22 protein-coding genes are annotated in these 25,468 nt (G+C 61.0%); 11 read left to right on the top strand and 11 right to left on the bottom strand.

Annotation, left to right across the window (positions count from 1 at the left end; all coding sequences use genetic code 11):
- Nucleotides 1-252 precede the first annotated feature (252 nt).
- Genes AC13RE_RS12775 through AC13RE_RS12765 form a run of 3 tightly spaced genes read right to left on the bottom strand, consistent with a single transcriptional unit; the run spans nt 253 to nt 5,517 of the window.
- Entirely contained in the window at nt 253-2,463 is a 2,211-nt protein-coding gene (locus tag AC13RE_RS12775; protein ID WP_488563198.1) for a 3-hydroxyacyl-CoA dehydrogenase NAD-binding domain-containing protein, read from the bottom strand.
- A gap of 13 nt (nt 2,464-2,476) precedes the next feature.
- The gene (locus AC13RE_RS12770) at nt 2,477-3,685 is read right to left on the bottom strand and encodes an acetyl-CoA C-acetyltransferase (RefSeq protein WP_488563197.1); all 1,209 of its coding nucleotides are present in this window, start codon (nt 3,683-3,685) and stop codon (nt 2,477-2,479) included.
- A gap of 35 nt (nt 3,686-3,720) precedes the next feature.
- Complete coding sequence (locus tag AC13RE_RS12765) at nt 3,721-5,517, bottom strand: acyl-CoA dehydrogenase C-terminal domain-containing protein (protein ID WP_488563196.1); 1,797 nt, start codon at nt 5,515-5,517, stop codon at nt 3,721-3,723.
- A 479-nt stretch (nt 5,518-5,996) separates the two neighbouring features.
- Between AC13RE_RS12765 and AC13RE_RS12760 the strand changes: the two genes are divergently transcribed.
- From AC13RE_RS12760 to AC13RE_RS12750, 3 genes are all read left to right on the top strand, one after another.
- Nucleotides 5,997-9,683 (top strand): peptidoglycan-binding protein, encoded by a 3,687-nt coding sequence (locus AC13RE_RS12760; RefSeq protein WP_488563195.1) that lies wholly within the window; start codon nt 5,997-5,999, stop codon nt 9,681-9,683.
- 287 nt (nt 9,684-9,970) lie between these two features.
- Nucleotides 9,971-10,894 carry a sulfite exporter TauE/SafE family protein gene (locus tag AC13RE_RS12755; RefSeq protein ID WP_132715779.1) on the top strand — a complete coding sequence of 308 codons (924 nt, stop codon included), beginning with the start codon at nt 9,971-9,973 and terminating at the stop codon, nt 10,892-10,894.
- The gene (locus AC13RE_RS12750; protein WP_488484153.1) at nt 10,891-11,700 is read left to right on the top strand and encodes a TIGR02186 family protein; all 810 of its coding nucleotides are present in this window, start codon (nt 10,891-10,893) and stop codon (nt 11,698-11,700) included. Before AC13RE_RS12755 ends, AC13RE_RS12750 begins: the two co-directional genes overlap by 4 nt.
- Here AC13RE_RS12750 and AC13RE_RS12745 read toward each other — a convergent pair whose 3' ends face one another.
- Complete coding sequence (locus AC13RE_RS12745) at nt 11,701-12,204, bottom strand: winged helix-turn-helix transcriptional regulator (RefSeq protein ID WP_488563194.1); 504 nt, start codon at nt 12,202-12,204, stop codon at nt 11,701-11,703.
- Nucleotides 12,205-12,314: 110 nt separating this feature from the next.
- Here AC13RE_RS12745 and AC13RE_RS12740 point away from each other — a divergent pair, with 110 nt between their 5' ends.
- Nucleotides 12,315-12,875, top strand: coding sequence for a dihydrofolate reductase family protein (locus AC13RE_RS12740; RefSeq protein ID WP_488563193.1), 561 nt, complete (start codon nt 12,315-12,317; stop codon nt 12,873-12,875).
- Between the two features lie 98 nt (nt 12,876-12,973).
- Here AC13RE_RS12740 and pdeM read toward each other — a convergent pair whose 3' ends face one another.
- Nucleotides 12,974-13,711 carry a ligase-associated DNA damage response endonuclease PdeM gene (pdeM, locus tag AC13RE_RS12735; RefSeq protein ID WP_132716668.1) on the bottom strand — a complete coding sequence of 246 codons (738 nt, stop codon included), beginning with the start codon at nt 13,709-13,711 and terminating at the stop codon, nt 12,974-12,976.
- Between the two features lie 41 nt (nt 13,712-13,752).
- Nucleotides 13,753-16,263 carry a ligase-associated DNA damage response DEXH box helicase gene (locus tag AC13RE_RS12730; protein ID WP_488563192.1) on the bottom strand — a complete coding sequence of 837 codons (2,511 nt, stop codon included), beginning with the start codon at nt 16,261-16,263 and terminating at the stop codon, nt 13,753-13,755.
- A 375-nt stretch (nt 16,264-16,638) separates the two neighbouring features.
- Between AC13RE_RS12730 and AC13RE_RS12725 the strand changes: the two genes are divergently transcribed.
- Both AC13RE_RS12725 and AC13RE_RS12720 read left to right on the top strand, forming a co-directional pair.
- Nucleotides 16,639-17,142 carry an RrF2 family transcriptional regulator gene (locus tag AC13RE_RS12725; protein WP_488563191.1) on the top strand — a complete coding sequence of 168 codons (504 nt, stop codon included), beginning with the start codon at nt 16,639-16,641 and terminating at the stop codon, nt 17,140-17,142.
- A gap of 29 nt (nt 17,143-17,171) precedes the next feature.
- Nucleotides 17,172-17,633, top strand: a complete 462-nt coding sequence (locus AC13RE_RS12720; RefSeq protein WP_488563190.1) for a carboxymuconolactone decarboxylase family protein — start codon at nt 17,172-17,174, stop codon at nt 17,631-17,633.
- A 163-nt stretch (nt 17,634-17,796) separates the two neighbouring features.
- On the opposite strand, the gene AC13RE_RS12715 is transcribed toward AC13RE_RS12720, so the two are convergent.
- On the bottom strand, nt 17,797-18,837 hold the full coding sequence (locus tag AC13RE_RS12715) for a glutamine synthetase beta-grasp domain-containing protein (RefSeq protein ID WP_488484158.1): 1,041 nt from the start codon (nt 18,835-18,837) through the stop codon (nt 17,797-17,799).
- 443 nt (nt 18,838-19,280) lie between these two features.
- Here AC13RE_RS12715 and AC13RE_RS12710 point away from each other — a divergent pair, with 443 nt between their 5' ends.
- On the top strand, nt 19,281-19,472 hold the full coding sequence (locus AC13RE_RS12710) for a DUF2735 domain-containing protein (protein WP_015338743.1): 192 nt from the start codon (nt 19,281-19,283) through the stop codon (nt 19,470-19,472).
- A 9-nt stretch (nt 19,473-19,481) separates the two neighbouring features.
- Here AC13RE_RS12710 and AC13RE_RS12705 read toward each other — a convergent pair whose 3' ends face one another.
- Together AC13RE_RS12705 and AC13RE_RS12700 are read right to left on the bottom strand one after the other, a co-directional pair.
- Nucleotides 19,482-20,117 carry a YitT family protein gene (locus AC13RE_RS12705; RefSeq protein ID WP_132715772.1) on the bottom strand — a complete coding sequence of 212 codons (636 nt, stop codon included), beginning with the start codon at nt 20,115-20,117 and terminating at the stop codon, nt 19,482-19,484.
- Nucleotides 20,118-20,224: 107 nt separating this feature from the next.
- Nucleotides 20,225-21,169 carry a class I SAM-dependent DNA methyltransferase gene (locus tag AC13RE_RS12700; RefSeq protein ID WP_488563189.1) on the bottom strand — a complete coding sequence of 315 codons (945 nt, stop codon included), beginning with the start codon at nt 21,167-21,169 and terminating at the stop codon, nt 20,225-20,227.
- Nucleotides 21,170-21,336: 167 nt separating this feature from the next.
- Between AC13RE_RS12700 and AC13RE_RS12695 the strand changes: the two genes are divergently transcribed.
- Genes AC13RE_RS12695 through AC13RE_RS12685 form a run of 3 tightly spaced genes read left to right on the top strand, consistent with a single transcriptional unit; the run spans nt 21,337 to nt 23,474 of the window.
- Complete coding sequence (locus AC13RE_RS12695) at nt 21,337-21,603, top strand: DUF6460 domain-containing protein (RefSeq protein WP_047628163.1); 267 nt, start codon at nt 21,337-21,339, stop codon at nt 21,601-21,603.
- Nucleotide 21,604: 1 nt separating this feature from the next.
- Nucleotides 21,605-22,108: a CAP domain-containing protein gene (locus AC13RE_RS12690; RefSeq protein ID WP_488563188.1), complete on the top strand. Its 504-nt coding sequence runs from the start codon at nt 21,605-21,607 to the stop codon at nt 22,106-22,108.
- A 16-nt stretch (nt 22,109-22,124) separates the two neighbouring features.
- On the top strand, nt 22,125-23,474 hold the full coding sequence (locus AC13RE_RS12685) for an MATE family efflux transporter (protein ID WP_488563187.1): 1,350 nt from the start codon (nt 22,125-22,127) through the stop codon (nt 23,472-23,474).
- Here the strand turns inward: AC13RE_RS12685 and AC13RE_RS12680 are convergent.
- The gene (locus AC13RE_RS12680) at nt 23,450-24,538 is read right to left on the bottom strand and encodes a quinone-dependent dihydroorotate dehydrogenase (RefSeq protein ID WP_488563186.1); all 1,089 of its coding nucleotides are present in this window, start codon (nt 24,536-24,538) and stop codon (nt 23,450-23,452) included. The two genes, AC13RE_RS12685 and AC13RE_RS12680, sit on opposite strands and share 25 nt — an antisense overlap.
- Nucleotides 24,535-24,891 (bottom strand): DUF952 domain-containing protein, encoded by a 357-nt coding sequence (locus tag AC13RE_RS12675; RefSeq protein WP_488563341.1) that lies wholly within the window; start codon nt 24,889-24,891, stop codon nt 24,535-24,537. Before AC13RE_RS12675 ends, AC13RE_RS12680 begins: the two co-directional genes overlap by 4 nt.
- Before the next feature lie 105 nt (nt 24,892-24,996).
- Here AC13RE_RS12675 and AC13RE_RS12670 point away from each other — a divergent pair, with 105 nt between their 5' ends.
- The gene (locus AC13RE_RS12670) at nt 24,997-25,425 is read left to right on the top strand and encodes a hypothetical protein (RefSeq protein WP_488563185.1); all 429 of its coding nucleotides are present in this window, start codon (nt 24,997-24,999) and stop codon (nt 25,423-25,425) included.
- Nucleotides 25,426-25,468: the final 43 nt, after the last annotated feature.

Raw genomic sequence — 25,468 nt, 5'->3', positions numbered from 1 at the left:
CGATGATGAAGACTACCAGCCGCCGAGCTTGACAATACAGCCTCTCTGCGTAGCGGCAGTGCCGATATCCACAACCATGAGCGGTTCAGCGCTCTCAAGCATCACTCTGGAAGAGGTGACCTTCCGGTTCGATTTCCAACGGTTCGCGACATCGTCTGATTGCAGCCGATCAGCCGCACGCAATGGCAAACAAAAAGGCCGCTCCCGACAGGGGCGCGGCCCGTTATTGGTCGTCAGTAACAACCTATTGTCTTACGCGGCTTTCGCGGCGCGGTAGGGATCGAAGCGCCCGTAGAAGGTCTCGCCCTTTGCAGCCATGTCCTTCAGCAGCGCTGTCGGCTGGAAGTGCGAGCCGTAGGCGGCAGCGAGCTTTTCGCAGAGTTCCACGAAAGCCTTCACGCCCATGCCGTCGATGTAGGACAGCGCGCCGCCGGTATAGGGGGCGAAGCCGAAGCCGAGGATGGAGCCGACGTCGGCCTCGCGCGGATCGGTGACGATGCCCTCTTCCATGGTGCGCGCGGCTTCGAGCGCGATGGTCACGAGGAAGCGCTGCTTCAGCACGTTGACATCGACCTCGTCGGCTTTCTTTTGCGGATAGAGATCCTTAAGGCCTGGCCAGAGCGACTTCTTCGCCGGCTTCGGCGGATAGTCGTAGAAGCCCTTGGCGTTCTTCCGGCCCAGGCGTCCCTCGCCTTCGACGAGACCGCTAACTAGCTGCATGTGACGCGGATCGACAGCCTTCTCGCCGAGATCGGCAACCGTCGCCTTCAGGATCTTGTAGGAGAGATCGATGGCAACTTCATCGTTGAGCGCCAGCGGCCCAACGGGCATGCCGGCCATCTTGGCGGCATTCTCGATCATGGCAGCGGGTACGCCTTCGATCAGCATGTCATAGGCTTCGTGGATGTAGCGGAAGACGCAGCGATTGACGAAGAAGCCGCGCGTGTCGTTGACGACGATCGGGGTCTTTTTGATAGCGGCGACGTAATCGAGTGCGACAGCGAGCGCATGATCGCCCGTTTCCTTGCCGAGAATAACTTCCGTCAGCATCATCTTCTCGACCGGCGAGAAGAAGTGGACGCCGATAAAATCGGCCGGACGCTTGGAATTCTTGGCAAGGCCCGTGATGGGCAGCGTCGAAGTGTTGGAGGCGAAGACGGCGCCGGCGGGCAGCACGGCTTCGACGGCCTCGATGACGGCCTTCTTGACTTCGCGATCTTCGAACACTGCCTCGATGACGAGGTCGGCATCCTTCAGGTCGGCATAATCGGCCGATGGCGTAATGCGCGAGAGCAGTGCCGCACCCTCGTCTTGCGTTAATCTTCCCTTACCGATCGAATCCTTGACCAGCCCCTCGCCGACGCCCTTGCCCTTGGTTGCGGCTTCGATATCGCGGTCGATCAGCGTGACGGGAATGCCGGCGGCCGCGGTAACATAGGCAATCGATGCGCCCATGAAACCGGCGCCGACGACGCCGATCTTCTTCAGCTCCGTCTTCGGCTGTCCGGCCGGACGGCGGGCGCCCTTGCCGAGTTCCTGCATGGAGATGAACAGCGAACGGATCATCGAATAGGCTTCGGTGGTCTGCAGCACATGCGTGAAATAGCGCTGCTCGATCTTCAGGCCGGTATCGAAGGGAACCTGCAGGCCTTCATAGACGCATTTGAGGATGGCGAGCGCTGCCGGATAGTTGCCCGATGTCTCGCGACGCAAGATAGCAGGCGCTGCCGGCCAGAGCTGGGCTGCGGCCGGCGTCCAAATGCCGCCGCCCGGTGCCTTGAAGCCCTTTTCGTCCCAGGGTGCCACCGGCTTCAAACCATCCTTGATCATCTGCTTGGCGGCGGGGATCAGCTGATCCGGCTCGACCACCTGATGCACGAGGTTCATCGCCTTGGCGCGCGCGGCCGTCAGCGACTGGCCTGTCGTCATCATCTGCAGGGCGGATTGCGCATCCGTCAGCCGCGCGATGCGCTGTGTGCCGCCGGCGCCGGGGAAGATGCCGACCTTGACCTCAGGCAGCGCGATCTTGACGCTCTTGGCGCTCGACGCGACGCGGCCGTGGCAGGCAAGCGACAGCTCGAAAGCGCCGCCCATGCAGGTGCCGTTGATGGCCGAGACCCAGGGCTTGCCGCAGGTTTCGAGCTTGCGGAACAGGCCTGTCATACGCCCGACGAGATCGAAGAGCTTCTGCGTGGCCGCTGCCGGGTCCTTCGCCTTTTCCTCCTGATAGAAGGAGAACATCGACTTGATCATCGAAAGATCGGCGCCGCCGGAGAAGGAAGACTTGCCAGAGGTGAAGACCACGCCCTTGACGGCCACATCGGCGACGGTCGCGTCGATGATGGCGTTCAGCTCTTCGAGGATCTCGGCGGTGAAGACATTCATGGACTTGCCGGGCATGTCCCAGGTGACGAGCGCGATGCCGTCTGCGTCGGTTTCGACGGTGAAATTCGTGTAAGCCATTGGTTTCCCCTCCTCAGACACGTTCGACGATCGTGGCGGTGCCCATGCCGGCGCCGATGCAGAGCGTCACCAATGCCGTGTTAAGATCGCGGCGTTCCAGCTCGTCGAGTACGGTGCCGAGGATCATCGCGCCGGTCGCGCCGAGCGGATGGCCCATGGCGATCGCACCGCCATTGACGTTGATCTTGTCGTGCGAGATGTCAAACGCCTGCATGTAGCGCAGCACCACAGCGGCGAAAGCTTCGTTGAGCTCGAAGAGGTCGATATCGGCGAGCGTCAGGCCGCTGCGCTTCAACAGCTTTTCGGTGACGTCAACCGGGCCAGTCAGCATCAGTGCCGGGTCGGAGCCGATATTGGCGAAGGCCTTGATGCGGCCGCGCGGCTTCAAGCCCATGCTCTCACCGCCCGCCTTGGAGCCGAGCAGCACGGCAGCGGCGCCATCGACGATGCCGGAGGAATTGCCGGCATGATGGACATAGTTGATGCGTTCGACTTCCGGATGCGCCTGGATACCGACGGCCTCGAAACCGCCCATTTCGCCCGGGAGCTGGAAGGACGGATTGAGCGAAGCAAGCGCCTGCATATCGGTGCCGGGACGCATGTGCTCGTCGCGGTCGAGAATGGTCATGCCGTTGATATCCTTCACCGGAATGACCGAATTCTTGAAATAGCCCTTTTCCCAGGCATGGGCGGCACGCTTCTGGCTCTCGACGGCATAGGCATCGACGTCATCGCGCGAGAAGCCGTATTTGGTGGCGATGAGATCGGCCGACACGCCCTGCGGCATGAAATAGGCCGGGAAATTGACGGAGGGATCCATGAACCAGGCACCGCCAGACATGCCCAGGCCGACGCGCGACATGCTTTCGACACCGCCGGCAATGACGATATCGTCAGCCCCTTGAGCGATCTTCGCCGCACCAAAATTTACGGCATCGAGGCCGGAGGCGCAGAAACGCGAAATCTGCATGCCAGGCGCCTTGGTGGAATAGCCGGCCTCGAAGGCAGCACCCCTCGGGATGACGGCGCCGGCTTCCATGATCGGATCGACGCAGCCCATAATGATGTCGTCAACCGTTGCGGTATCGAGGCCGTTGCGGTCGCGGATCGCCTCGAGCGTCTTGGCGGCAAGGCGCACGGACGGCACTTCATGCAGCGACCCATCCTTCTTGCCGCGCCCGCGCGGCGTGCGCACGTGGTCGTAAATGAAAACCTCGGTCATGTCTCATCTCCCTGCAGCAGCTAACGCCGCCTTGCTCAAAAGGCTTCCGCCGCCAGTTCCATCATCGTATCGGCGCCGGTTTCGATGCGGGCCTTGCGCAGCGCCGTTTCCGGCATGATGCGCTCCATGTAGAACCGCGCCGTGACAAGCTTGTTCTTCAGATAATCCTCGCGCGCGCTGTCGCCGCCCGCAAGGCCTGCTTGAGCCGCTCTCGCCATCTTCGCCCACATATAGCCGAGGACGACGAGGCCGAAGAGGTGCATGTAGTCGGTCGAGCCGGCGCCGGCATTGTCGGGCTTCGCCATGGCGTTCTGCATGAACCACATGGTCGCGGCCTGCACGTCGTTCAAGCCCTTCTTCAGATGCTTGGTGTAGAAGGCCATCTGTTCGTCGTTACGGTTTTCCTCGCAGAAATCGCCGATTTCCTTGAACAGCGCCATGACGGCGCGCCCCCCGTTCAGCGCCAGCTTACGGCCGACGAGATCAAGCGCCTGAATGCCGTTGGCGCCCTCATAGATCATGGTGATACGGGCATCGCGAACATACTGGCTCATGCCGTGCTCTTCGATATAGCCATGACCGCCGAAGATCTGCTGCGCCATGACGGCATGCTCGAAACCCTTGTCGGTCAGGACGCCCTTGAGGATCGGCGTTGCGAGGCCAAGGATATCGTCGGCTGCCTGGCGGTCCTTCTCGTCGGGAGAGCGATGGGCGATATCGGACTTCAGCGCCGTCCAGAGCAGGAAGGCGCGGCCGGCTTCGTTGAAGGCGCGGATCGTCATCAGCGAGCGGCGGATATCCGGATGGACGATGATCGGGTCAGCCTTCTTGTCCGGTGCCTTCGGGCCGGAAAGCGAGCGGCCCTGGATGCGCTCGCGGGCATAGTTGGCGGCATTCTGATAGGCGATCTCGGCGATGGAGAGACCCTGCAGGCCGACGCCGAGGCGCGCCTCGTTCATCATGACGAACATGGCGTTGAGGCCTTTGTTCTCGGTGCCAATCAGGAAGCCCGTGGCCTCGTCGTAATTCATGACGCAGGTGGCGTTGCCGTGAATGCCCATCTTGTGCTCGATCGCGCCGCAGGACACCGGGTTGCGCGCGCCAAGCGAACCGTCTTCCTTGACGAGGAATTTTGGCACGATAAAGAGCGAGATGCCCTTGGTTCCCTCAGGCGCACCTTCGATGCGAGCAAGGACGAGATGGACGATATTATCCGTCATGTCGTGCTCGCCGGCCGAGATGAATATCTTCTGGCCTGAGATCTTGTAGCTGCCATCAGTCTGAGGCACCGCCTTGGTGCGCAAGAGGCCGAGATCGGTGCCGCAATGCGGTTCGGTGAGGTTCATGGTGCCGGACCAGCTGCCCTCGACCAATTTCGGCAAGTAAGTCTGCTTCTGCGCATCGGTGCCATGGACGAGGATCGCTGCGATCGCGCCCTGGGTCAGGCCCGGATACATCATCAGCGACATGTTGGCGGCCGAGGTATATTCGCCGACGGCGCAGTGCAGCACATAGGGAAGCCCCTGCCCGCCGAACTCCTCCGGCACGGCGAGACCCAGCCAGCCGCCTTCGCGATAGGCGCGATAGGCTTCCTTGAAACCCTTCGGCGTCGAGACCGTGCCATCGTCATGGCGCACGCAGCCTTCCTGATCGCCGGAATAGTTGAGCGGGAAAAGCACTTCCTCTGACAGCTTGGCCGCCTCGCCGACGATCGCCTCGATCATGTCGGGCGTGGCATCGGCATAACCGGGAAGATTGTTGTAGCGCTCCAGCCCGAGCACATCGTTCAGGACGAAGAGCGTATCGTTCACCGGGGCCTTGTAGACTGGCATTTCTCGAATTCCTCCAATTCGCCGCCGGACCTTGAGATTCCGGCCACCGTCATGCTCTTACAAAATATTGACGTTTGCGTAAACGTCAAATTCGTGTCTCGCGTTGAAATTTTGGTGAAGCCGGTGAGGGAGAGCATTCCGCATAACGTCGATACGCCCCTCCCCCCAGCAACCGGTCACTGCCTGCGTGCAAGAATATCAGGCCGCGGGACAGCAGAACCGAAATAAAAGGTTAAGATTTCCGACAAACTTAACGAGTTGTTTACCACGTTTCGTAAATTGTACGAGTTGAGCAGCAGTGCTTCGGGTTTCTTCAACTTATGCTTGGAAATCGCGCTGTCTTTGCCGCTCTGTTTGAGGAAAGCCAATACATTTATCCCTTTCCGAACGACGGATGCAGACAGCGCGGCGATATAGCAACGTCTTCTTCCGTCAGCATGACGGCCCGGGGTGGTCCATAGTTCAAGGCGAGCAAAGATATGAGCGGATCGCGATCAAATCCTACCGGTACGGGCGACTGGACGTCGCTGGATGCTCTGAGCCGCACGATCGAGGGGCTGGAAGCACGCATCGAAGGGCTGATGGGAACCGCCGCCGCGCGCGATACGCGCCAGCGCGTCGCTGCCGGCTATGCGCCTGCCCCCGAACGAGCCGCCCCGGAGCGGATGCCGCCCCGCCCCGAACGTGAACAATATGCCAGCCGCGCTTACGAGCGCCCGCTGCGCAACGAACGCCATGAGAGCGATCTCCGCTCGGATCCGCTTGCCGAGATCCGTCAACGCCAACGCACGCTGGAAGCAAACCGCGAACGTCTGCAGCCAAGACGCGAGGAAATCTCGCACGCAGAACCGCAGGCGGCTCGGCGGCCGATCGACAGCCATGCGCAGCGCCAGCCGATGCGGGCTGCAGCCGCCGACGCACCGGTCGATATCGCCCAGGCGCTCGTCAACCTCCGCCAGGATCTGAAGCGCGACATCGCCGACAGCGTGAGCCGCGAAGTCACCGCTCTGCGCGCCGAAATCCGCGATATCCGTGAAAACGCCGAGGACAAGCATTTTGTCGCCGATGTCCGCCAGGACATGGCCAGGCTTGCCGACAGCATCAACCAGCTCACCGGCCAGCCGGAAACCGCCGGGCTGAAAGCCGAATTCGACGAGCTGCGCTCTCTGATGGACGGCCTTGCCCGCGAGGAATCCCTGCATCACGTCGAGCGCCAGGTGAAGGCGATCGACACGTCGGGCCTGCAAGACGAGCTCGTCTCGCTTGCCTACCGCCTCGATGACATCAAGCAACATCTCGGCGGCATGAACGACAGCCCGGCCGTGCATGCGCTGGAAAACAAGCTGCTGACGATCGCGACCGCGATGGAGAGCCTCGGCTCCATGATGCAGCCGCAGGACCAGGCCATGCAACGGCTGGAAGGCCGCCTCAGCGGCCTTGCCGACCAGATCGACCTGATGAGCCGCGATGCTGCCGGCCGGCATCAGCCTGCCGACGATCTTTCCAGCCGTCTCGAAGCGCTCGCCATGCGCATCGACGAGCTCGGCAGCGCCAAGGCCGTCGCCCGCCTCGAGGAGCGGCTGGACCAGCTTTCGCACTTGATGGAACGTTCGCAAAAGGCCGCGCCACAGCCCGAACTCGTCACCTATCTCGCCGACATCTCCCATAAGATCGATGCGCTGGAACATGGTTCCGTCGGTAACGTACTGGCCGATCGGCTGGATTATCTCGCTCGCCGCATCGACGAGATCGATTTCCATCCGCCCGCTCCGGCAGCAAGCCTCGACGACAGCATGGCGCGCCGGCTCGAAGGCCGCCTCTCCGACATCGCAGCCCGCCTGGAAGCAAGCACCGCCGCACCGCCGACGGATACGCAGGCACTGCGCAGTCTCGAAGAGCAGATCGCCCATCTCTCGACATTGCTGACGAACGAGCCCCGGGCCGTCGCCAATCATCTGCCGCCGGATTTCGACCGCCGGATGAGCGCGATCGAAGACTACATGGCGACCAACGATGAATACATTATCGAAGCGGCCCGCCATGCGGCGGAAACCGTCGTCGAGGCCTATTCCCGCGAAGGCGGAATGGTGAACGGTTCGCAAGCAGCCGACATGTCGGCTTTGGCGGCTCTTGCGGACGATCTTCGTCATCTTGAGGACCTCAGCCGCGCCACCGACGAACGGACGCATCGCACCTTTGAGGCCTTGCACGGCACCCTGCTGCAGATCGCCGACCGTCTCGACCATATGGAGCAGCGCAAGCCTGCGCCCGCCATGCCGGCCGCAACGTTCGAAAGCGACGTTTTCGCCGAAGCGGATGCTCCGGGCCTGAAGCCGCCCATGGCGGCACAGCAGAAGGCAGGTCCGATCATCCGTACGGTTGCGCCAGCAGAATCCTCGGTCTCCGGCGAAGTCGCCATCGCACAGGCGATCGACGCCAATACGAAGGCCGAAATCAAGGCAGCTGTGAAGAAGAGCGGCAAGTCGAGCCTGTTCGCGAGCCTCGGCAAGCGCTTCTTTACGCCGGAAAAGGCCGAGCCGATCTTTCTGCCGGACCGTCCGGTCATCGAACAGGCGCCGTCGATCGATCCCGCCGACGTGATGCCCGGCGAAGAGGCCAACGAACTGCTGGAGCCGGGTTCCGGCGCACCCGATATCAAGAAGATCCTGGAGCGCGTGCGCGCCAGCCAAAATACGTCGCGCAGCGGAAACGCGCGTCAGCCGACCGAAAACGAACGGGCCGACTATATCGCAGCCGCCCGCCGCGCCGCGCAGGCCGCTGCCATGGAAGTCGACCAGACGCAACGCTCGGCTCCTGCTTCCAAGAAAGACGCCAAGAAGGGCGGCGCGTTCTCGCGCTTCCGCCGGCCGATCCTGCTTGCATTGGGCGCCGTCATGCTCGCCATCATGGCCTATCCGCTGGCGAATACGCTGACCCGCGGCCAGAAGGCACCGGCACCAGCCCAAGTATCGACGATGGTCGCGCCTGCCGCTAGCGCCGCGACCAATACCGTCGCTGCCAATACGAATCCGGCCGCCAGCAATCAGCAGCCTGCCGCAAATCAGGCCGCCGCCCCCTCGGTTTCCACGACGCAGACGGCCGAAGTCCCGCCCGCACCCACGGCCAGCGATCCCGTCGCCGCGCCAGCCAACGATCACCTGACGGCAGCGAGCCCGCTCGACGGCAACCAGACGGCAAGCGAAGAGTTGGCACCTGCCGCCAACGCAGCTCCACAGCAGGCCGCCGCCTTCGCTCAGACCGAGAATACGGCCGCCGCAACTCCCGCCGCCACGCCGGCAGCGCCTGATATCACCGTGCCCGACGGCATCCAGCCGCCATCGCTCGTCGCTGCCGCAAAATCGGCCGATCCGGTCGCGCTCTTCGAAATCGGCGCACGCTACACGGATGGCCACGGCGTTGCTGCCGATATGAATCAGGCTGCGAGCTGGTATCAGCTTTCGGCCGACAAAGGTTATGCCCCGGCACAGTACCGCCTCGCCAGCATGTATGAGAAGGGCAATGGCGTCGATCGCGACCTCGTCAAGGCCAAGCAATACTATGAGCAGGCCGCCAATCAGGGCAACGCCAGCGCCATGCACAATCTCGCGGTTCTCTATGCTTCCGGTACTGCCGGCCCGCAGGATTATGATAGCGCGGCGAACTGGTTTATCCGCGCCGCCGATCTCGGCGTCTCCGACAGCCAATTCAACCTCGCGATCCTCTATGCACGCGGCAACGGCGTGAAACAGGACCTGCAGGAATCCTACAAGTGGTTTGCTATCGCCGCAAAGAGCGGCGACAAGGACGCCGCCCAGAAGCGCGATGAAGTCGCCAACGCCATGAAGCCGGCCGATCTGGAAAGCGCCCGCGCCAAGGTCGACCTCTGGAAAGTGCAGCCGGCCGATCCGAAGGCCAATGGCACAAACATTCCTGACGAATGGACTACCGGCAAGGGTGTGAATACGGCCTCGATCGATATGAAGAAGGCGATCCGCAACATTCAAGCCATTCTCAACAAGAATGGCTTCGATGCCGGTTCGCCCGACGGCGCCATGGGTGACAAGACGGTCGCCGCCCTGAAGAGCTTCCAGAAATCCGTCGGCCTGCCGGCGGATGGACGGGTCACCGATCAGGTGGTCAAGGAACTGCTCGCCCGCAATAAGTAGTCAGGGATTTCGTGCGAAAGCGATCAAACGACATGCCGGCGTCAGCACGCCGGCATTTTGTTTAGGTAGCTCAACGTTGCCGCACCCTCTGCCGAGGTTGGCCAATCCGCTATACAGCGTCACAGAAAAGTGGAAAAAGCCGGGTTAGGGTACAATCCGGCCATTCGAAAACCGTGGCAGCGCCGCCTTTCCTAAGGCTCTGGCAATGATTTCGGATTAGAATCTGCCGTTTAAGGGGAAATAGGCTTCGGTCACCGCACCGAAAAGTCTGCAAATGGGAACAAGGCGTGACGATCTATCTGCCGATCGCAGAATTGTCGGTGAATATTTTCATTATTCTCGGCATGGGGGCAGCCGTAGGGTTTCTCTCCGGCATGTTCGGCGTCGGCGGCGGTTTTCTCATCACGCCTCTTCTGATTTTCTACAATATCCCGCCTATTGTTGCCGTCGCGACCGGTTCCAATCAGGTCGTCGCCTCCTCCGTCTCGGGCGCACTCAGCCATTTTCGCCGCGGCTCGCTCGACCTGAAACTGGGCTCGATCCTGCTGGCCGGCGGTCTGGCGGGGGCGACCTTCGGTCTCTGGCTATTCGTGCTGTTGCGCAGGCTCGGCCAGATCGACCTGATCATCTCGCTGATCTACGTGATCCTCCTTGGCACGGTGGGCTCGCTGATGCTGTGGGAAAGCGTGCGGGCCATGCGTCGCGCCGCCGGCAAGCTGCCGCCAACAACCGGCAAGCCGCGCCATCACAACTGGGTGCAGCGGCTGCCGTTGAAACTGCGATTCAAGAAATCCAAGCTCTATCTCAGCGCCATTCCAGTCATCGGCCTCGGCTTCTTCGTCGGTATGCTGACGCCGATGGGTATCGGCGGCGGCTTCATCCTCGTGCCCGCCATGATCTACCTGCTGCGCGTGCCCACCAACGTCGTTGTCGGCACCTCGCTGTTCCAGGTCATTTTCGTGACGGCCTTCACGACAATCGTTCAGGCCGCGACGAACTATTCTGTCGATATCATTCTGGCCTTCCTCTTGATGGTGGCGGGCGTCATCGGCGCGCAATACGGCGTTCGCGTCGGCCAGAAACTGCGCGGCGAGCAACTGCGCGCGCTCCTTGGCCTGCTCGTCCTGGCCGTCGGCCTTCGCCTCGTCGTTACTCTCGTGGTGACGCCGGCTGACGTTTACTCCGTCGTCATGGAAGGAGTGAGCCGATGAGAGGATTCGGACTGCTTCTTGCTACCGCATTGCTGCTCGCTCCGTTCACCACACAGGCGCAGGTGCTGCTCGATCAGCCGACGACCTCGACCACGGCGCGGGAGACGATGGAGATCGGCACCTCGACGAGCGAGATTGCCATTACCTCGGACTTCACCGGCGCCGATCTGACGATTTTCGGCGCGCTCTCCAATACCGATCAACTGCTTCTGGCGATCGGCCAATACGATATCGTCGTCGTGCTGGAGGGCCCACGCGAGAATGCAACGGTTCGCCGGAAAGAGCGCGTCTTCGGCATATGGGTCAACACCCGCTCGATGACGTTCGAGCATGTGCCGGAAGCCTATTCGCTCTCCAGCACGCGCGCGGTCGACAATATCACCACACCGCTCGAACTCAGCGACCGCGGTATCGGCGTCGATCATATTCCGCTGACCCCGCTCGGCTTCGTCGGCAATGTCGGCGATGTTCCGGAATTCCGTAATGCCTTCCGGCGCCTGCAAAAGACAGGTGGGCTCTATGAAAGCGATCCCGCCGGCGTTCGCTTCGTCAGCTCCTCGCTCTTCAAGGCAACGCTTAGGGTTCCCGCCGACGTGCCGAACGGTGTGCATATGGTGCGTGCCTATCTCTTCAAGAGCGGCAAGTTCCTGAGTGAGAAATCGCTACCGTTGCGGGTCATCAAGACGGGAATAGAGCAGACGATCACGGATGCGGCGCATCAGCGACCGATCACCTATGGCATTTTTTCCGTGCTGCTGGCCCTCGTCACCGGCTGGAGCGCAAGTTTCATCTTCCGGAAGAACTGATCAGCCGGTTTTCCGGCGATTGGCGACTTCGAGATAGGCTTCGGTCAACCGACCAAGCACCGAGGGCGTGCCCGGAGGCAGCACCTTGCCGAGATGCTTGGCACGCAGCTCGTCCATGAAATCATCCCAAAGCTTCTGGCCACCATTCTCCAGGAGCTCCGCCCGGATCGACAGCTCTTCGGACACCGGAAGATGCTTGCGGCCCCAGGCACCCATATGGGCAAAGAGCGGCACGAGGTCTATCGCCATTTCCGTCAGGCTGTAGATAGCCTTCTGCTTATGCGTCGGATCATCCTCGCGGGTCAACAAGCCGCGCTCCACCAGCCGCTTCAGCCGGTCCGCGAGGATATTGGAAGCAATCCCCTCCTGCGACTTCTGCAGTAGCTCACGAAAATGCCGGCGATTGCCGAACATGATGTCGCGGATGACGATCAGGCTCCAGCGGTCGCCGAGAATTTCCAGCGTCAGATTGATCGGGCAGCCAGAACGATGCAGCGCGTCCATAATGATCTCCAAAAACTACTTGCATTTTGCCATCAGTCTAGCTAGCTTGCAACTACTTGCTTTTAGCAACCAGTTTTGATTATGATGCAGTTATCACAATGGAGGAAGTGATGAGAAAGCTCGTTATCTGGAATCTTATGACGCTCGACGGCTATTTCGAGGGAACCAAGCCCTGGGACCTCGATTTTCACATGCTCGCTTGGGGCGAAGAGCTGGAACACTACGCGACCGAGCTCGGCAAGGAAGGCGATCTGCTGATCTTTGGCCGCAAGACCTATGAAGGCATGGCCGCCTATTGGCCGACCGCGACGGAAACGTCTGACATCGCCGCCTATATGAACGGCATCGCCAAGATAGCCGCCTCGCGGACGCTCGACAAAGCGGGCTGGAATAATACCCGCGTCGTCGGCGACATTGTCGCTGAAGTGAAGAAGCTGAAGGAAGAACCAGGCAAGACCATGTTCGTCTTCGGCAGTGCTGAAGTGGCCGATGTATTGCTCAAGGCGGGGCTCGTGGATGAGCTCAGGATCTGCCTCGTTCCCGTCGTGCTTGGCGCCGGCAATCCGCACTTCAAACCGGCGGCCGAACAACGGCCGATGAAGCTCATCGATTCACGCCCGTTGAAGACGGGCGCGGTGATCCTGCGCTATGAGCCAGCGAACGCGGCCTAGAGCTTTTTCGCTTTTCTTCGAATCGCGAAAACGCTCTATCTTCTTGTTTTTGCACAATTCCTGGCGGAAAACCGCTTCGCACTTTTCCTGGAATTGCTCTAAGCCGAGAGATTGCCGAACCGCACGGAATAGATGCGGTCGCGCCCGAGCAGGTGCGCGATCAGGCTCTCCCGCTCGAAGAGGCCGGCCATGGCCTTGTGGCGAAGATCGAGGCCACCGGTCATCACGCCGAAGGCCGGCATCAGCAGACGGGCGCCATCCGTTGCAAAGCACGGGCGGCGCACCGATTTCTCCCGACGCCGAACGGTGGCCGAGGGATGCAGGTGGCCGGCGATCTCGCCGGCCTGCAATCCGGCCTTTGGCTCATGACGGAACGTCAAGCCGCCATAATGCATCTCGTCGACAGAATGGCCGGGGAGATCGACCGTGCCGTCCGGATCGTGATTGCCGTTGATCCAGATCCATTCGCGGCCGCGGGCCATGTTGACGATCAGGCCACGAAACTCGTCCGGCAAGTGCTGCGAACCGATGCGATCATGAAAATTGTCGCCCAGCGAAACCACAAGTTTCGGATCGTAGCGCGAGATGACGGCGGAAAGAACAGTCAGCGTCGCCAGCGTATCGTATGGCGGCAGCATCATGCCCCGGCGGGCAAAGGCCGCGCCCTTTTCCAGATGCAGGTCGGAGACGACGAGAATGCCGGCATCCGGCAGATAGAGCGCGCCGAGCGGATCACAGACGGCGGCGACACCATGAATGACGGCCTCGACGCCCACCGCACTGGTTGCGCCGTTGCCTTGAGCATTCATATCTCGCGCTAGCGCCAGGCGGTTCATCACTTTAACAATCTACCTTCGTCGTCTGCCTTACGGCATCCTTATTCCATTGCCTCGCGGATCAGGTCATCGGCCGCTTCCGCAAGCAGGGAATCGTGCGCCTCGCCCGGCACCGGCACCTTGCCGATTTCCAGCATCACCGGCACGGCGAGCGGGGAAATATGGTCCAGCGCGCGATGGGTAATGTGGCCCTTGATTCGCTTCAGCATATCCGCAAGACGGCCAATATCCAAAAGTCCGGTCGCAGCATCCTGCCTCGTGGCCTGCAGCAGGATATGATCGGGCTCGTGGCTGCGAAGCACATCATAGATCAGATCCGCAGAAACCGTTACCTGCCGGCCGGTCTTTTCCTTGCCTGGATGCCGGCGCTCGATCAAGCCGGCAATCACGGCGCAATTGCGGAAGGTGCGCTTCAAAAGAAAGGATTCGTCGAGCCAGGCTTCGAGATCATCGCCGAGCATATCTTCGTCGAAAAGATCGGAGAGGCTGAGGCGCCCGTTAGCGATCATCAGCCCCATATCCTCCAGCCCCCAGATGCCGAGAGAATAATCGGTCGCGACGAAGCCCATGGGCTTGGCGCCGGCGCGCTCCAGCCTTCGGGTCAGCAGCATGCCGAGCGTCTGGTGAGCCAGCCTTCCCTCGAAAGGATAGGCGACCATGTAGGCGCGGCTGCCGCGCGGGAAAGTCTCAATCAGAAACTCATCGCGCTTCGGCAGCAGCGATTTCTCGCTTTGAATTTCCAACCAGTCGCGCACCTGATCCGGCAGGCGGTGCCGCCGGTCGGGATCGGCAATCATCGCCCGCACCTGATCGGCGAGATAGGTCGAAAGCGGAAACTTGCCGCCGGCATAAGAGGGGATTTTCGGGTCCAGCGAGAAAGCCTGCGAGGCCAGGCATTCGCTTTCGCGGATGCCCTCGAAGCGCAGCACCTTGCCGGAAAAGAGGAAGGTATCGCCCGGTGCCAATTGCTCGACGAAATATTCCTCGACCTTGCCCAGCGGCGCGCCGCCTCTTCCAAGCGAGCCCAGTGCATTGCGTTTCACCAGACGGATATTCAGCATCGCCTCTTCGACGATCGTGCCGAGATTCAGGCGATACTGCTGCGCGACCTGCGGATTGGAGACGCGCCAGCGGCCATCCGCCATCTTGCGGATGCGGGCATAGCGCTCATAGGTTCTGAGCGCATAGCCGCCAGTGGCGACGAAATCTACGATGCGCTCGAAGGTCTCCCAGGAAAGCTCAGCATAAGGAGCGGCGCTCTGCACCTCGTCGTAAAGCTCCAGCATGTCGAAGGGTTCGGCGCAGGCCATGCCGAGCACATGCTGGGCGAGAACGTCGAGCGCTCCTGCGCCGATGGGCGGCGTGTCCTGGGCGCCCATATAGTTGGCATCAAGTGCTCCCTGGCACTCCATGACCTCGAAGCGGTTGGCCGGCACCAGGATCGCCTTGGAAGGTTCGTCCATGCGGTGGTTGGCGCGGCCGATGCGCTGGGCAAGGCGGCTTGCACCTTTCGGCGCACCGACATGGATGACAAGATCGACGTCGCCCCAGTCTATGCCGAGATCGAGCGTCGATGTGGCGACGACAGCGCGCAGCCGGTTTTCCGCCATGGCCGCCTCCACCTTGCGGCGCTGGCCGACATCGAGCGACCCGTGATGCAGGGCGATCGGCAGATTGTCGTCGTTGGCCGACCACAGCTCCTGAAACAGCATTTCGGCCTGCGAGCGCGTGTTGACGAAGAGCAGCGTCGTGCGATGCGCCTTCAGCTCGCGATAGATATCGGGGATGGCATATTTGGCTGAGTGGCCGGACCAGGGGATGCGCTCTTCCGTCGCAAGGATCGAGATATCGGGCTTGGCGCCACCCTCGACGATGACGAGGCCGGCGTGGTGCTCTTCTCCCGGCCGCTGCGCCACCAGCCATTTCTGCAGGTCCATGGGGTCGGCGACCGTCGCTGAAAGGCCGATAGTCTGCACGCGCGGCGCCAGCTTGCGGATGCGGGCAAGGCCGAGCGACAGCATATGGCCGCGCTTGGAGGTGACAAGCGAATGCAGTTCGTCGAAGACGATGTATTTGAGGTCCTTGAAGAAGCGTTCGGCTTCGCGATTGGCGAGCAACAGCGCCACCTGCTCGGGCGTCGTCAGCAGAATATCGGGCGGATTGAGCTTTTGCCGCTGGCGCTTGCCGCTCGGCGTATCGCCCGTGCGGTTTTCGACCGTAACAGGCAGGCCCATTTCCGAAACGGGCTTCATCAGGTTGCGCTCGATATCGACCGCGAGCGCCTTCAGCGGCGAGATGTAGAGCGTGTGGATACCGGTAAAGGCCGAGCCAGGCGGAATCTTGCCGCGCCGGGTGAGGTCCGTCAGCGACGGCAGGAAACCGGCAAGCGTCTTGCCGGCGCCGGTGGGCGCAATCAGCAGCGTGCTTTCGCCGGCCTCAGCGCGGGCCAGCAGTTCCAGCTGATGGGCGCGCGGCTGCCAGCCCTTTTCCGCAAACCAGCGGGTGAAGGGGGCGGGCAAGGCAAGGAGGCGGTCGGCGTCGATCTGGTCCACGGGCTGAATGTAGTTGAAATGTGGAGGATAGGAAGCTGGGAGGCTCGTTGGCCTTGGCATTTTCGGAAAGTACGCACCCCCCTCTGTCCCTGTCGGGACATCTCCCCCACAAGGGGGGAGATCGATAATCCGTGGCACTTGCTCGCCACAAACAAACCTCGCCTCCGCCGGCGCCAAAGCCTGATGCTGACCGAGATGCAGCGGCACACTCCAAACGATCTCCCCACTTGTGGGGGAGATGTCACGAAGTGACAGAGGGGGGTATCGGGCGCGCGGCGGACTCCGAGCGCAGCTTGTACGTAGTCCCATTTCCCTGGCTCTTGACTCCCATCATAATCATAGATAAAAAATATCCATGATTAGAGAGGCACGAAAATGAAGCTCGGAGACGGCGTTGAACAATCCATCCATTGCGTTGGCATGCTGGCTGGCCTTTCCGATGGTGGCGTGCTGTCAGCAGCAGCGCTTGCCGAATTTCACGGTGTCTCTGTCAGCTATCTTCTGAAGCATCTGCAGGCGCTTTCGGGTGCCGGCATTCTCGATACCGTGCCGGGACCGAAGGGCGGATACCGGCTGGCGCGCAAGCCGCAGGAGATCACTCTGCTCGATATCGTGCTGGCGGCGGAAGGCCCTGCACCCGCCTTTCGTTGTGCAGAAATCCGCCAGCGCGGCCCAAACCCGCTCGAAGGGCGCTACTTCGCCAAGCCCTGCGGCATCAATGCCGCCATGCTGGCGGCCGAGCGCGTCTATAGGGCCGAACTGGCAAAGACAACGATCGCCGACGTGCTGACCGATCTCAGGCAGACGGACACGGACGGTGGCATAGCCGCGAGAGGCTGCGCCTTTCTCGAGCTGCATGAACGCAAGACCAGAAACTGAACCTCAATTTAAACCCAAGGAGAAGACCCATGCATCCGCGTTTCAACTTCGCCAAAGCTTCCCCCGACTCCTACAAGGCTGTCGTCGCGCTGGAAAACTTCGTCCAGAGCAGCGGCCTCGATCGCCGCTTCATCCACCTGATCAAGCTCCGCGCCTCGCAGATCAATGGCTGCGCCTATTGCGTCGACATGCATGTGAAGGAAGCCCGCCATGATGGCTTGAGCGAACAGTGGATCAACCTGATGTGCGTCTGGTGGGAATCGCCTGTTTATGACGATCGCGAGCGTGCCTTGCTCCGCTGGGTCGATTCCGTCACCAAGATCGCCCAGACCGGTATTCCGGATGCCGATTTCGAGCCGCTGAAACAGCATTTCAGTGAAGAAGAGATCGTCAAGATCACCGTCGCGATCGGCACGATCAACATTTGGAACCGCCTCGCCGTCGGCTTCCGCTCGCAGCACCCGGTGGATGCGGCAAGCAAGGCTGCTTGACGAAATAGATGCGATTGCCGGAGAGTCTCCCCCCCTCTGTCACGACAGTGACAGAGGGGGGGTGCCGCACGGGCAACGAGATCAAAAGCTGCGGCCAATCCTCAAATCATACCCCAGATACAATTATGGCGCCGATCCAAAAGACCGACGCCATATTCAATGCTTAGGCAGCAACCGAGCCGAAATCAGCTGTCGGAACTTCCGAGATGGTCTTCAGAACCTGCGAAGCGATCTGGTAGGGGTCGCCTTGCGAGTTCGGACGACGATCTTCGAGGTAGCCCTTGTAATCGTTCTTGATGAACGAGTGCGGAACGCGGATCGAAGCGCCGCGGTCGGCAACGCCGTAGGAGAACTTGTTCCACGGAGCCGTTTCATGCTTGCCGGTCAGGCGCATATGGTTGTCCGGGCCGTAGACAGCGATGTGGGCTTCGAGGTTCTTGTCGAACTGAGCCATGAGCGCTTCGAAATAGGCCTTGCCGCCGACTTCGCGCATGAACTTGGTCGAGAAGTTGCAGTGCATGCCCGAGCCGTTCCAGTCGGTATCGCCGAGCGGCTTGCAGTGGAACTCGATGTCGATGCCGTATTTTTCGCAAAGACGCAGCAGCAGGTAGCGAGCCATCCAGATCTGGTCGGCGGCCTTCTTGGAGCCCTTGCCGAAAATCTGGAATTCCCACTGGCCCTTGGCCACTTCGGCGTTGATGCCTTCGTGGTTGATGCCTGCTTCGAGGCAAAGGTCGAGGTGCTCTTCAACGATTTCGCGAGCGACATCGCCGACGTTCTTGTAGCCGACGCCGGTGTAGTACGGACCCTGCGGAGCCGGATAGCCCGCTTCCGGGAAGCCGAGCGGACGGCCGTCCTTGTAGAAGAAGTATTCCTGCTCGAAGCCGAACCATGCGTCTTCATCGTCGAGGATGGTCGCGCGGCTGTTGGATTCGTGCGGGGTGACGCCGTCGGGCATCATGACTTCGCACATGACGAGAGCGCCGTTGGTACGGGCCGGGTCCGGATAGATGGCGACGGGCTTCAGCACGCAATCAGAGCTGCGGCCTTCGGCCTGCATCGTCGACGAACCATCGAAGCCCCAAAGCGGAAGCTGCTCGAGCGTCGGAAATGCGTCGAATTCCTTGATCTGCGTTTTACCGCGCAGGTTCGGTACCGGGGTGTACCCGTCGAGCCAGATGTACTCGAGCTTATATTTTGTCATTACGCACCTCATAACAGTTAATCAGGCGAAGTAGGAAAACTTGCCCGGCGCGCCCGCCGGAAAATTCCTCACTACGAACGGCTGTCGAGAGAGATGCATGTGCCGTGCCAGATCGCATCGACATCTGACCCGTCAGGCGAGATTTTTATGATTCAGCCGCGTTCGGGCAAGATTTCCCGGTGCCAAGCATCAGATTCTTTTCAAATCGCCGCCATGGTTCCAATCGAGCTGCCAAAGTGTCGCAGGCTCGACTGGCCCTAAAATGGATTGGAAAATCGGCAGATCAAAGAAGCGGCATCGACGACTTCATCTTCAAATTGCCTATAATTTCATCATTTAGCATTTTTTTTAAGCGGAATGGTGATATTTGCCTTGGGCTTTGCTATATATGAGTTGTCTCTTGAAGCGCGCCCGCTTGAACACCAAAAAGGGAGAGACAACGAATGGCAATCGGTACTCGGCACGAAACCGCAAAGATCTATCAGTTTCCCGTCACGGCCCGCCCCACGGCGCTCAGCCAGCGTCCGAAGGTGAACCTCACCCCGGATATCGGCCCGTCTATTGCGACGGCCGCATTCGACAGCTGGTATCACGAAGCCGCGATCGTCGAATCCGACGAGACCCGCAAGCAATAGATATAAGCTTTACAGCGCTATATAGCGGTCTGAGCGATGATTGATCGCAACGAAAAGGTTGAGGACAATTGCGCCGATCACGGAGCAGATGACCACTGGCGGCGTGGTCACGGCAAAAGCGACCGCGAGCACGCATAGGTCGATTGCAAGCTGCACCAACCCTGCCCTGATGCCGAAACGCTCCTGCAGATAAATCCCCAGAATGCCGACGCCGCCGAGGCTTGCCCGATGGCGATAGAGTGCGAGCAGCCCGAAGCCGAGCAGAATGCCGCCGAGGAGCGCCGACCAAAGTGCATTGATATGTGCGACATTGAACAGCACCGGCTGCAGATTGGTCAGCAGCGAGGTCAGCGCGATGGCGATGAAGGTCTTGATGGTGAAGGCCGGGCCGAGCTGTTTCAGCGATAGATAGAAGAACGGCAGATTGACCACAAAGAAAGCCAGGCCGAAATTCACGCCGATTGCGTAATGCAGCAGGAAAGCGATGCCGGCGGTACTGCCGGTCAAAAGGCCGGCGCTCGAAAGGCAGAACAGCCCCAGCGACGAAATCAGGCTGCCGGAGACGATACCCTGAACATCCTCAATCCACGAATGCCGGGTCGCGGACGTCTTCCAGACACCAAATGCGCTCTTTGCGTTTGCCATGTGCTTTCCCCTGGGTTTCCAGGCTTTTTGCTGGAAGCTCAGGCGACAATCAAGCAAAAATACGTAAGCAATGCTGACCTATTTTAAATTCGCAAGATTCGAAATCATCAAGCCGATTTCCGGGTAATGAACAGAATGCCGTGGACCGGTTTTCCGCCATCCATGCGAATGATGCTGCGGGTGAGATCCAGCACCGTAAAGCCGTGACCGGCCAATATTTCCCGAACATAGGCTTCGGAGTGCGCAAATCGGAGAGAATCGCGCAGCACATAGCCATCTGCCTGCTGCGCATCCTCGACGGAAAAGGCGAAGATCGCTCCACCGACCGAAAGCTTGCGGACGATCGCCATCACACCTTGCAGATCACCGAGATACATCAGCACGTCGGCCGCAGTGACCAGATCCGCCCGGCTGGCGGCAAGCTCGCCATCGAACACGCCCGAGAGATCCGGTGCCAGCGACAGATCCGCCTGGCCGAGATAATCGTAGACATGCTTTTCCGCCGCCTTGGCGAGCATGCCCTTCGACAGGTCGTAGCCCTCCAGCCGATCGACGCGAGCACGGATTTCCGGCCCGAGCAGGCCCGTGCCACAGCCGAGATCGATCGCGAGGCGGAAATGTTTCGCGATGTCGACGGTTTCGGCAATCAGGGCCGCAAGCTTGCCGGGCACGCTATATCCGAGCTTCTCGACCAGCGAGGTTTCGAAGCGGTCGGCATAGTCGTCGAACAGCCGCTCGACATAGAGGCTCGGCGGCCGGTCCGGCACATCGGCACCGCCAAGCACCGCAAGCTTCAGGCGGGCGCCAAAGACATCCCCCTCATCGAGCGTCAGCACCTCGTTCAACGCCGCGATCGCGCCTGATGCATCGCCGGCCTTCTCGCGATAGGTTGCGAGCGAGAACCAGCCCGCCGCCCAGCGCGGCGCCAGCTCCAGCGCCTGCTCCATTAGCTCGGCAGCGCTGGCGGGTTCGCCGCTCTCGGCAAGCATCTTCGCATAGTCTGCGCGGCGGTCGGCAATGACATCGCCGGAGGAAAGCTGGCTGGGCAGCATGGGTTTCATCCTGTTTGACGCTTGCCTTTGAATGCGGCCATAAAAAAACTCAAGTCCTATTTCAGGCAGACGCTGGTTTACGGTGTAAGCTGGGGCAAAAGTGCTTGCGAGTCGCAAGCGCCGGCCCTATCTCAACACCGACCGACTGCCATTATGGAGACGTCAGTATGTCCGATCAGGTGAACAGATTCCTTGGCGACTCGCCAGGCAGAACGCTGGTGAAGCTCGTCATCGTGTCGCTCGTCGTCGGCTTCGTAATGAAGTTCTTCGGCTGGCGGCCACTCGACTTCCTCTATGGCGTCCGCCGCTTCCTGCTCGATCTCTGGCACAGCGGCTTCGCTGCGCTTGGCGAGTTCGGCGACTATGTGCTGCTCGGCGCATCCATCGTCATTCCGATCTTCATCATACTTCGTTTGTTCAATTACCGCAGCTGACATGACCTCCCAGACCCTGACCTTAACGCGCCGCGATACGCTGCGCCTCGCAGCCCTTGCGCTTACCGCATCCGTTGCGAGCTGCGCCACGCCGCCCGCCCGCGTTTCCAATATCCCCGCAAGCGACCAGACCGCCTCCGCCCTGCCGCTCGTCAATGCACTGCGCGCCAGGAACGGCCTGCCACCGCTGAAGGTCGACGCGGCTGCCAGTGCCGCCGCCGTCTATCAGGCCAGGCGGATGGCGGATGCCGGCAAGATGGAGCATCTGATCGGCCTCGGCGACGATTTCGGCAAGCGGGTCAAGACAAGCGGCGTCAAGCTGCCCGCGGCAGAAAACATTGCCGAGGGCCAGCGCGACGTGAGCGCCGCAGTGACGGCCTGGATCAACTCGCCGAAGCATTTGCACAACATGCTCGGCAAATATGACGGGCTTGGTGTCGCTCTGGCCTACACCCCCTCTTCCGGCGACAGGCCCTATTGGTCCATGGTGCTGTCCTCGAACTGAGGAGGCGTAACGCAGCATGGATATTCAGCAGAGGAGCGTAAGGGTCCTACCCTTCGACGTAACACATCGGCTGGTGCTGTCGATCGCAATTCCGATGACGCTCGGCTTCATGACCACGCCACTCCTCGGCCTTGTCGATACCGCCGTCGTCGGACATCTGGGCCAGCCGGACGCGCTAGCAGGGCTTGCGATCGGCGCCGTGCTGTTCGATCTCCTTTTCTCAAGCTTCAACTTCCTACGCGCTTCGACGACAGGGCTGACCGCGCAAGCCTATGGCCGTCACGACCGGCACGAACAGCAGGCCGTGTTCTGGCGGGCGCTGATCTCGGCGCTCGGCTGCGGCTTCGTGATCGTCCTGCTCTCGCTCCTGCTGCTTTGGCTCGGCCTCAAGCTGATGGGGCCGGAAGGTGGCATCGCGGATGCGACGCGCACCTATTTCTCCATCCGCATGCTCTCTGGCCCGGCAGCGCTTGCCAATTACGCGCTTCTCGGCTTCGTGCTTGGCCGCGGCCAAGGCCGCATCGGGCTCTTGCTGCAGACCGTCATCAACGGCGTCAACATCGTGCTCGCCATCCTGCTGGGGCTCTATCTTGGCTGGGGTGTGGCCGGTGTTGCCTGGGGTACCCTGATCGGCGAGGCGAGCGGCATGCTGCTCGGCCTTGCTATCGTGCTGCGCAGCTTTGCCGGCGAGGAGCGACCGGCGCGCGCGGAACTGCTTTCCCGCGCCAAACTTACCCAACTCTTCGCGCTCAACCGCGATATCCTGATCCGCACCTTCGTTCTGATTGGCGCCTTCACGCTGATGACGCGCATCGGCAACAGTTTTGGTGCGGTCATGCTCGCCGCCAATGCCGTACTGATGAACTTTTTCCTGCTGTCAGGCTATTATCTCGACGGGCTGGCAAACGCGGCGGAACAGATCACCGGCCGCTCGATCGGCGCCAATTACCGGCCGGCCTTCGAGCGCGGCTTGAAGCTGACCGGGCTCTGGTCCTTCGGGCTGGCGCTTGCCGCCGCCATCTTCTTCTTCACTGTGGGACCAGCCTTGATCCGCCTGCTGACGACCTCCGAGGAGGTTCGCGCTGTGGCCGGAACCTACCTGCCCTGGGCGGCGATCACCGGGCTGACCGGGGCACTCGCCTTCCTGATGGACGGGGTCTTCATCGGCGCCACATGGTCACGCGAGATGCGCAACAAGATGCTGCTCTCCTTCGGTGGCTATCTCATAGCGCTCGCCATCCTCGTGCCAACGCTCGGCAATCACGGCCTATGGATGGCCATGAATGCCTTCCTGCTGTTTCGTGGCATCTTCCTGGCCATGGGCCTGAAGAAGCGGGCGGATCAGACGTTCCGGTTCGCCCAGTAATCCAGCTTGGCGTCGCGCAGGTCGCGGATCGAGCCGGCACGCTCGCGGTCGAGCAGCTTCGACAGGCCGGTGACGACCTGTGCCGGCAGGCCGGGGCCTTCGTAGACCATGCAGGAATAGAGCTGCACGAGATCGGCTCCGGCCTTGATCTTCTCCAGCGCCGTCTCTGCCGATGATACGCCACCGACGCCGATAATCGGCAATGTGGCACCCACGCGGCGGCGCATCTTGGCGAGCACCACGGTCGATTTTTCGAAGACCGGTTTTCCGGAAAGTCCGCCAGCCTCCTTGGCCTGACGCTGATCCTTCAACCCATCGCGCGATAGTGTGGTGTTGGAGACGATCAGACCATCAAGCGCGTGAGATAAAGCTTCGGCGGCGATATCGTCCATGCCTTCCTCGGTCAGATCCGGAGCGATCTTGAGAAAGACGGGAAGGCGATTGCCGGCCTTTTCCGCTTCCTCGTCGCGGGCGGCAAGCACGGCAGATAGCAAGGCCGACAGGCTTTCGCGCGCCTGCAGATCGCGCAGGCCCGGCGTATTCGGCGAGGAGATATTCGCGGTGAAATAGCGCGCTACGGAGTAGAAGCGGCGGATGCCGGCGACGTAATCGGCGATGCGGTCGGCGCTATCCTTGTTGGCGCCGATGTTGACACCGATGATGCCATTTCCGCGGATGGTTTTGAGGCGCTGAAACGCTGCCTCATGGCCCTCATTGTTGAAGCCGAGGCGGTTGATGACGCCTTCGTCCTCGATCAGGCGGAAGATGCGCGGACGTGGGTTGCCCGACTGAGCCTTCGGCGTCACCGTGCCGATCTCGGTAAAGCCGAAGCCGAGCTTCAGCAATGCCTCCGGCACCTCGGCATTCTTGTCATAACCGGCAGCCATGCCGATGGGGTTGGCAAAGTCGAGCCCGGCCACGGTCTGGCGCAGGCGAGGATCGGCACTGATACGGCAGGCCGGAACCAGCCCCGATTTCAACGCCGCTATCGACATGCTGTGAGCGGTTTCCGGATCGAACAGGAACAGCCCGCGCCGGCCGAGATCGCGAAAGGCGCCGATCATTCCGCCATCTCCGGAAATATGTGGGCACCGTCATCGCCAATCGGCAGCGGCTTTTCCCAGAGCACGGCCGAAAGCGGCAGTGGCGCATAGAGATGCGGGAAGAGATCGCCGCCGCGCGAGGGTTCGAAAACCAGCTTCTCGCCAAGCGCATCGCCATCGATCGCGACGAGCAGCAGCCCGGTCTGACCTGCGAAATAGAGCTCGGCGGTTTTCTTTGCCTGCTTCGCGGTGGAGAGATGAATGTAGCCGTCGGTCAGATCGATCGCCGCGCCATGAAAAACGCCGGTTTGTCTGGCTTGCTGCCAGAGCGTATCCGGCACGATCTTGTAAACCACTGGCATGGCGATCATCATCCCTCTGTAAAGCTGTGCTGATAGGGCTTTGCACGAAAACATCAGCCGATGTCCACGGTTTCCGTGATGGATTTGGGGTTTAACGCAGAAAATCCGGAGGATGACATGACGAAGGAACTGAAAATCGGCCTTGCGGCCATGCTTCTGCCTGCTGCTTTTCTTCTCTCCACACCGGCTTTGTCGGCCGAACCGGATGCGGAACGCTTCCAGCTGGAGCGCAGCGGCGATCACTTCATCCGGCTCGACAAGCAGACCGGCGCGATGTCGATCTGCCAGGATCAGGGCGGCAATCTCGTCTGCCGCATGGCCGCCGACGAGCGCACAGCCTATGACGATGAGCTGGGCCGGCTTTCCGACCGCGTGACGAAACTGGAAAAAACCGTTGCCGCAAACAAGGGATCGAGCCTGCCCGATGACGCCGAGATCGACCGCACGCTCGGCATCATGCAGAAATTCATGCGCGGCTTCATGGGCATGGCGAAGGAATTCCAGAACGAGCAGCCGGACGTCAAGCCGCAGCCGCAGAAGACCTGACGCCTAAAAAGGCGCCGCCGCGAAAGCACGGGGATAAAGGACC

Source organism: Martinezella sp. CNPSo 3959 (genome assembly GCF_057784355.1).
Note: the sequence above shows the minus strand (reverse complement) of the source record. Positions and strands in the feature narration are given on the sequence as shown.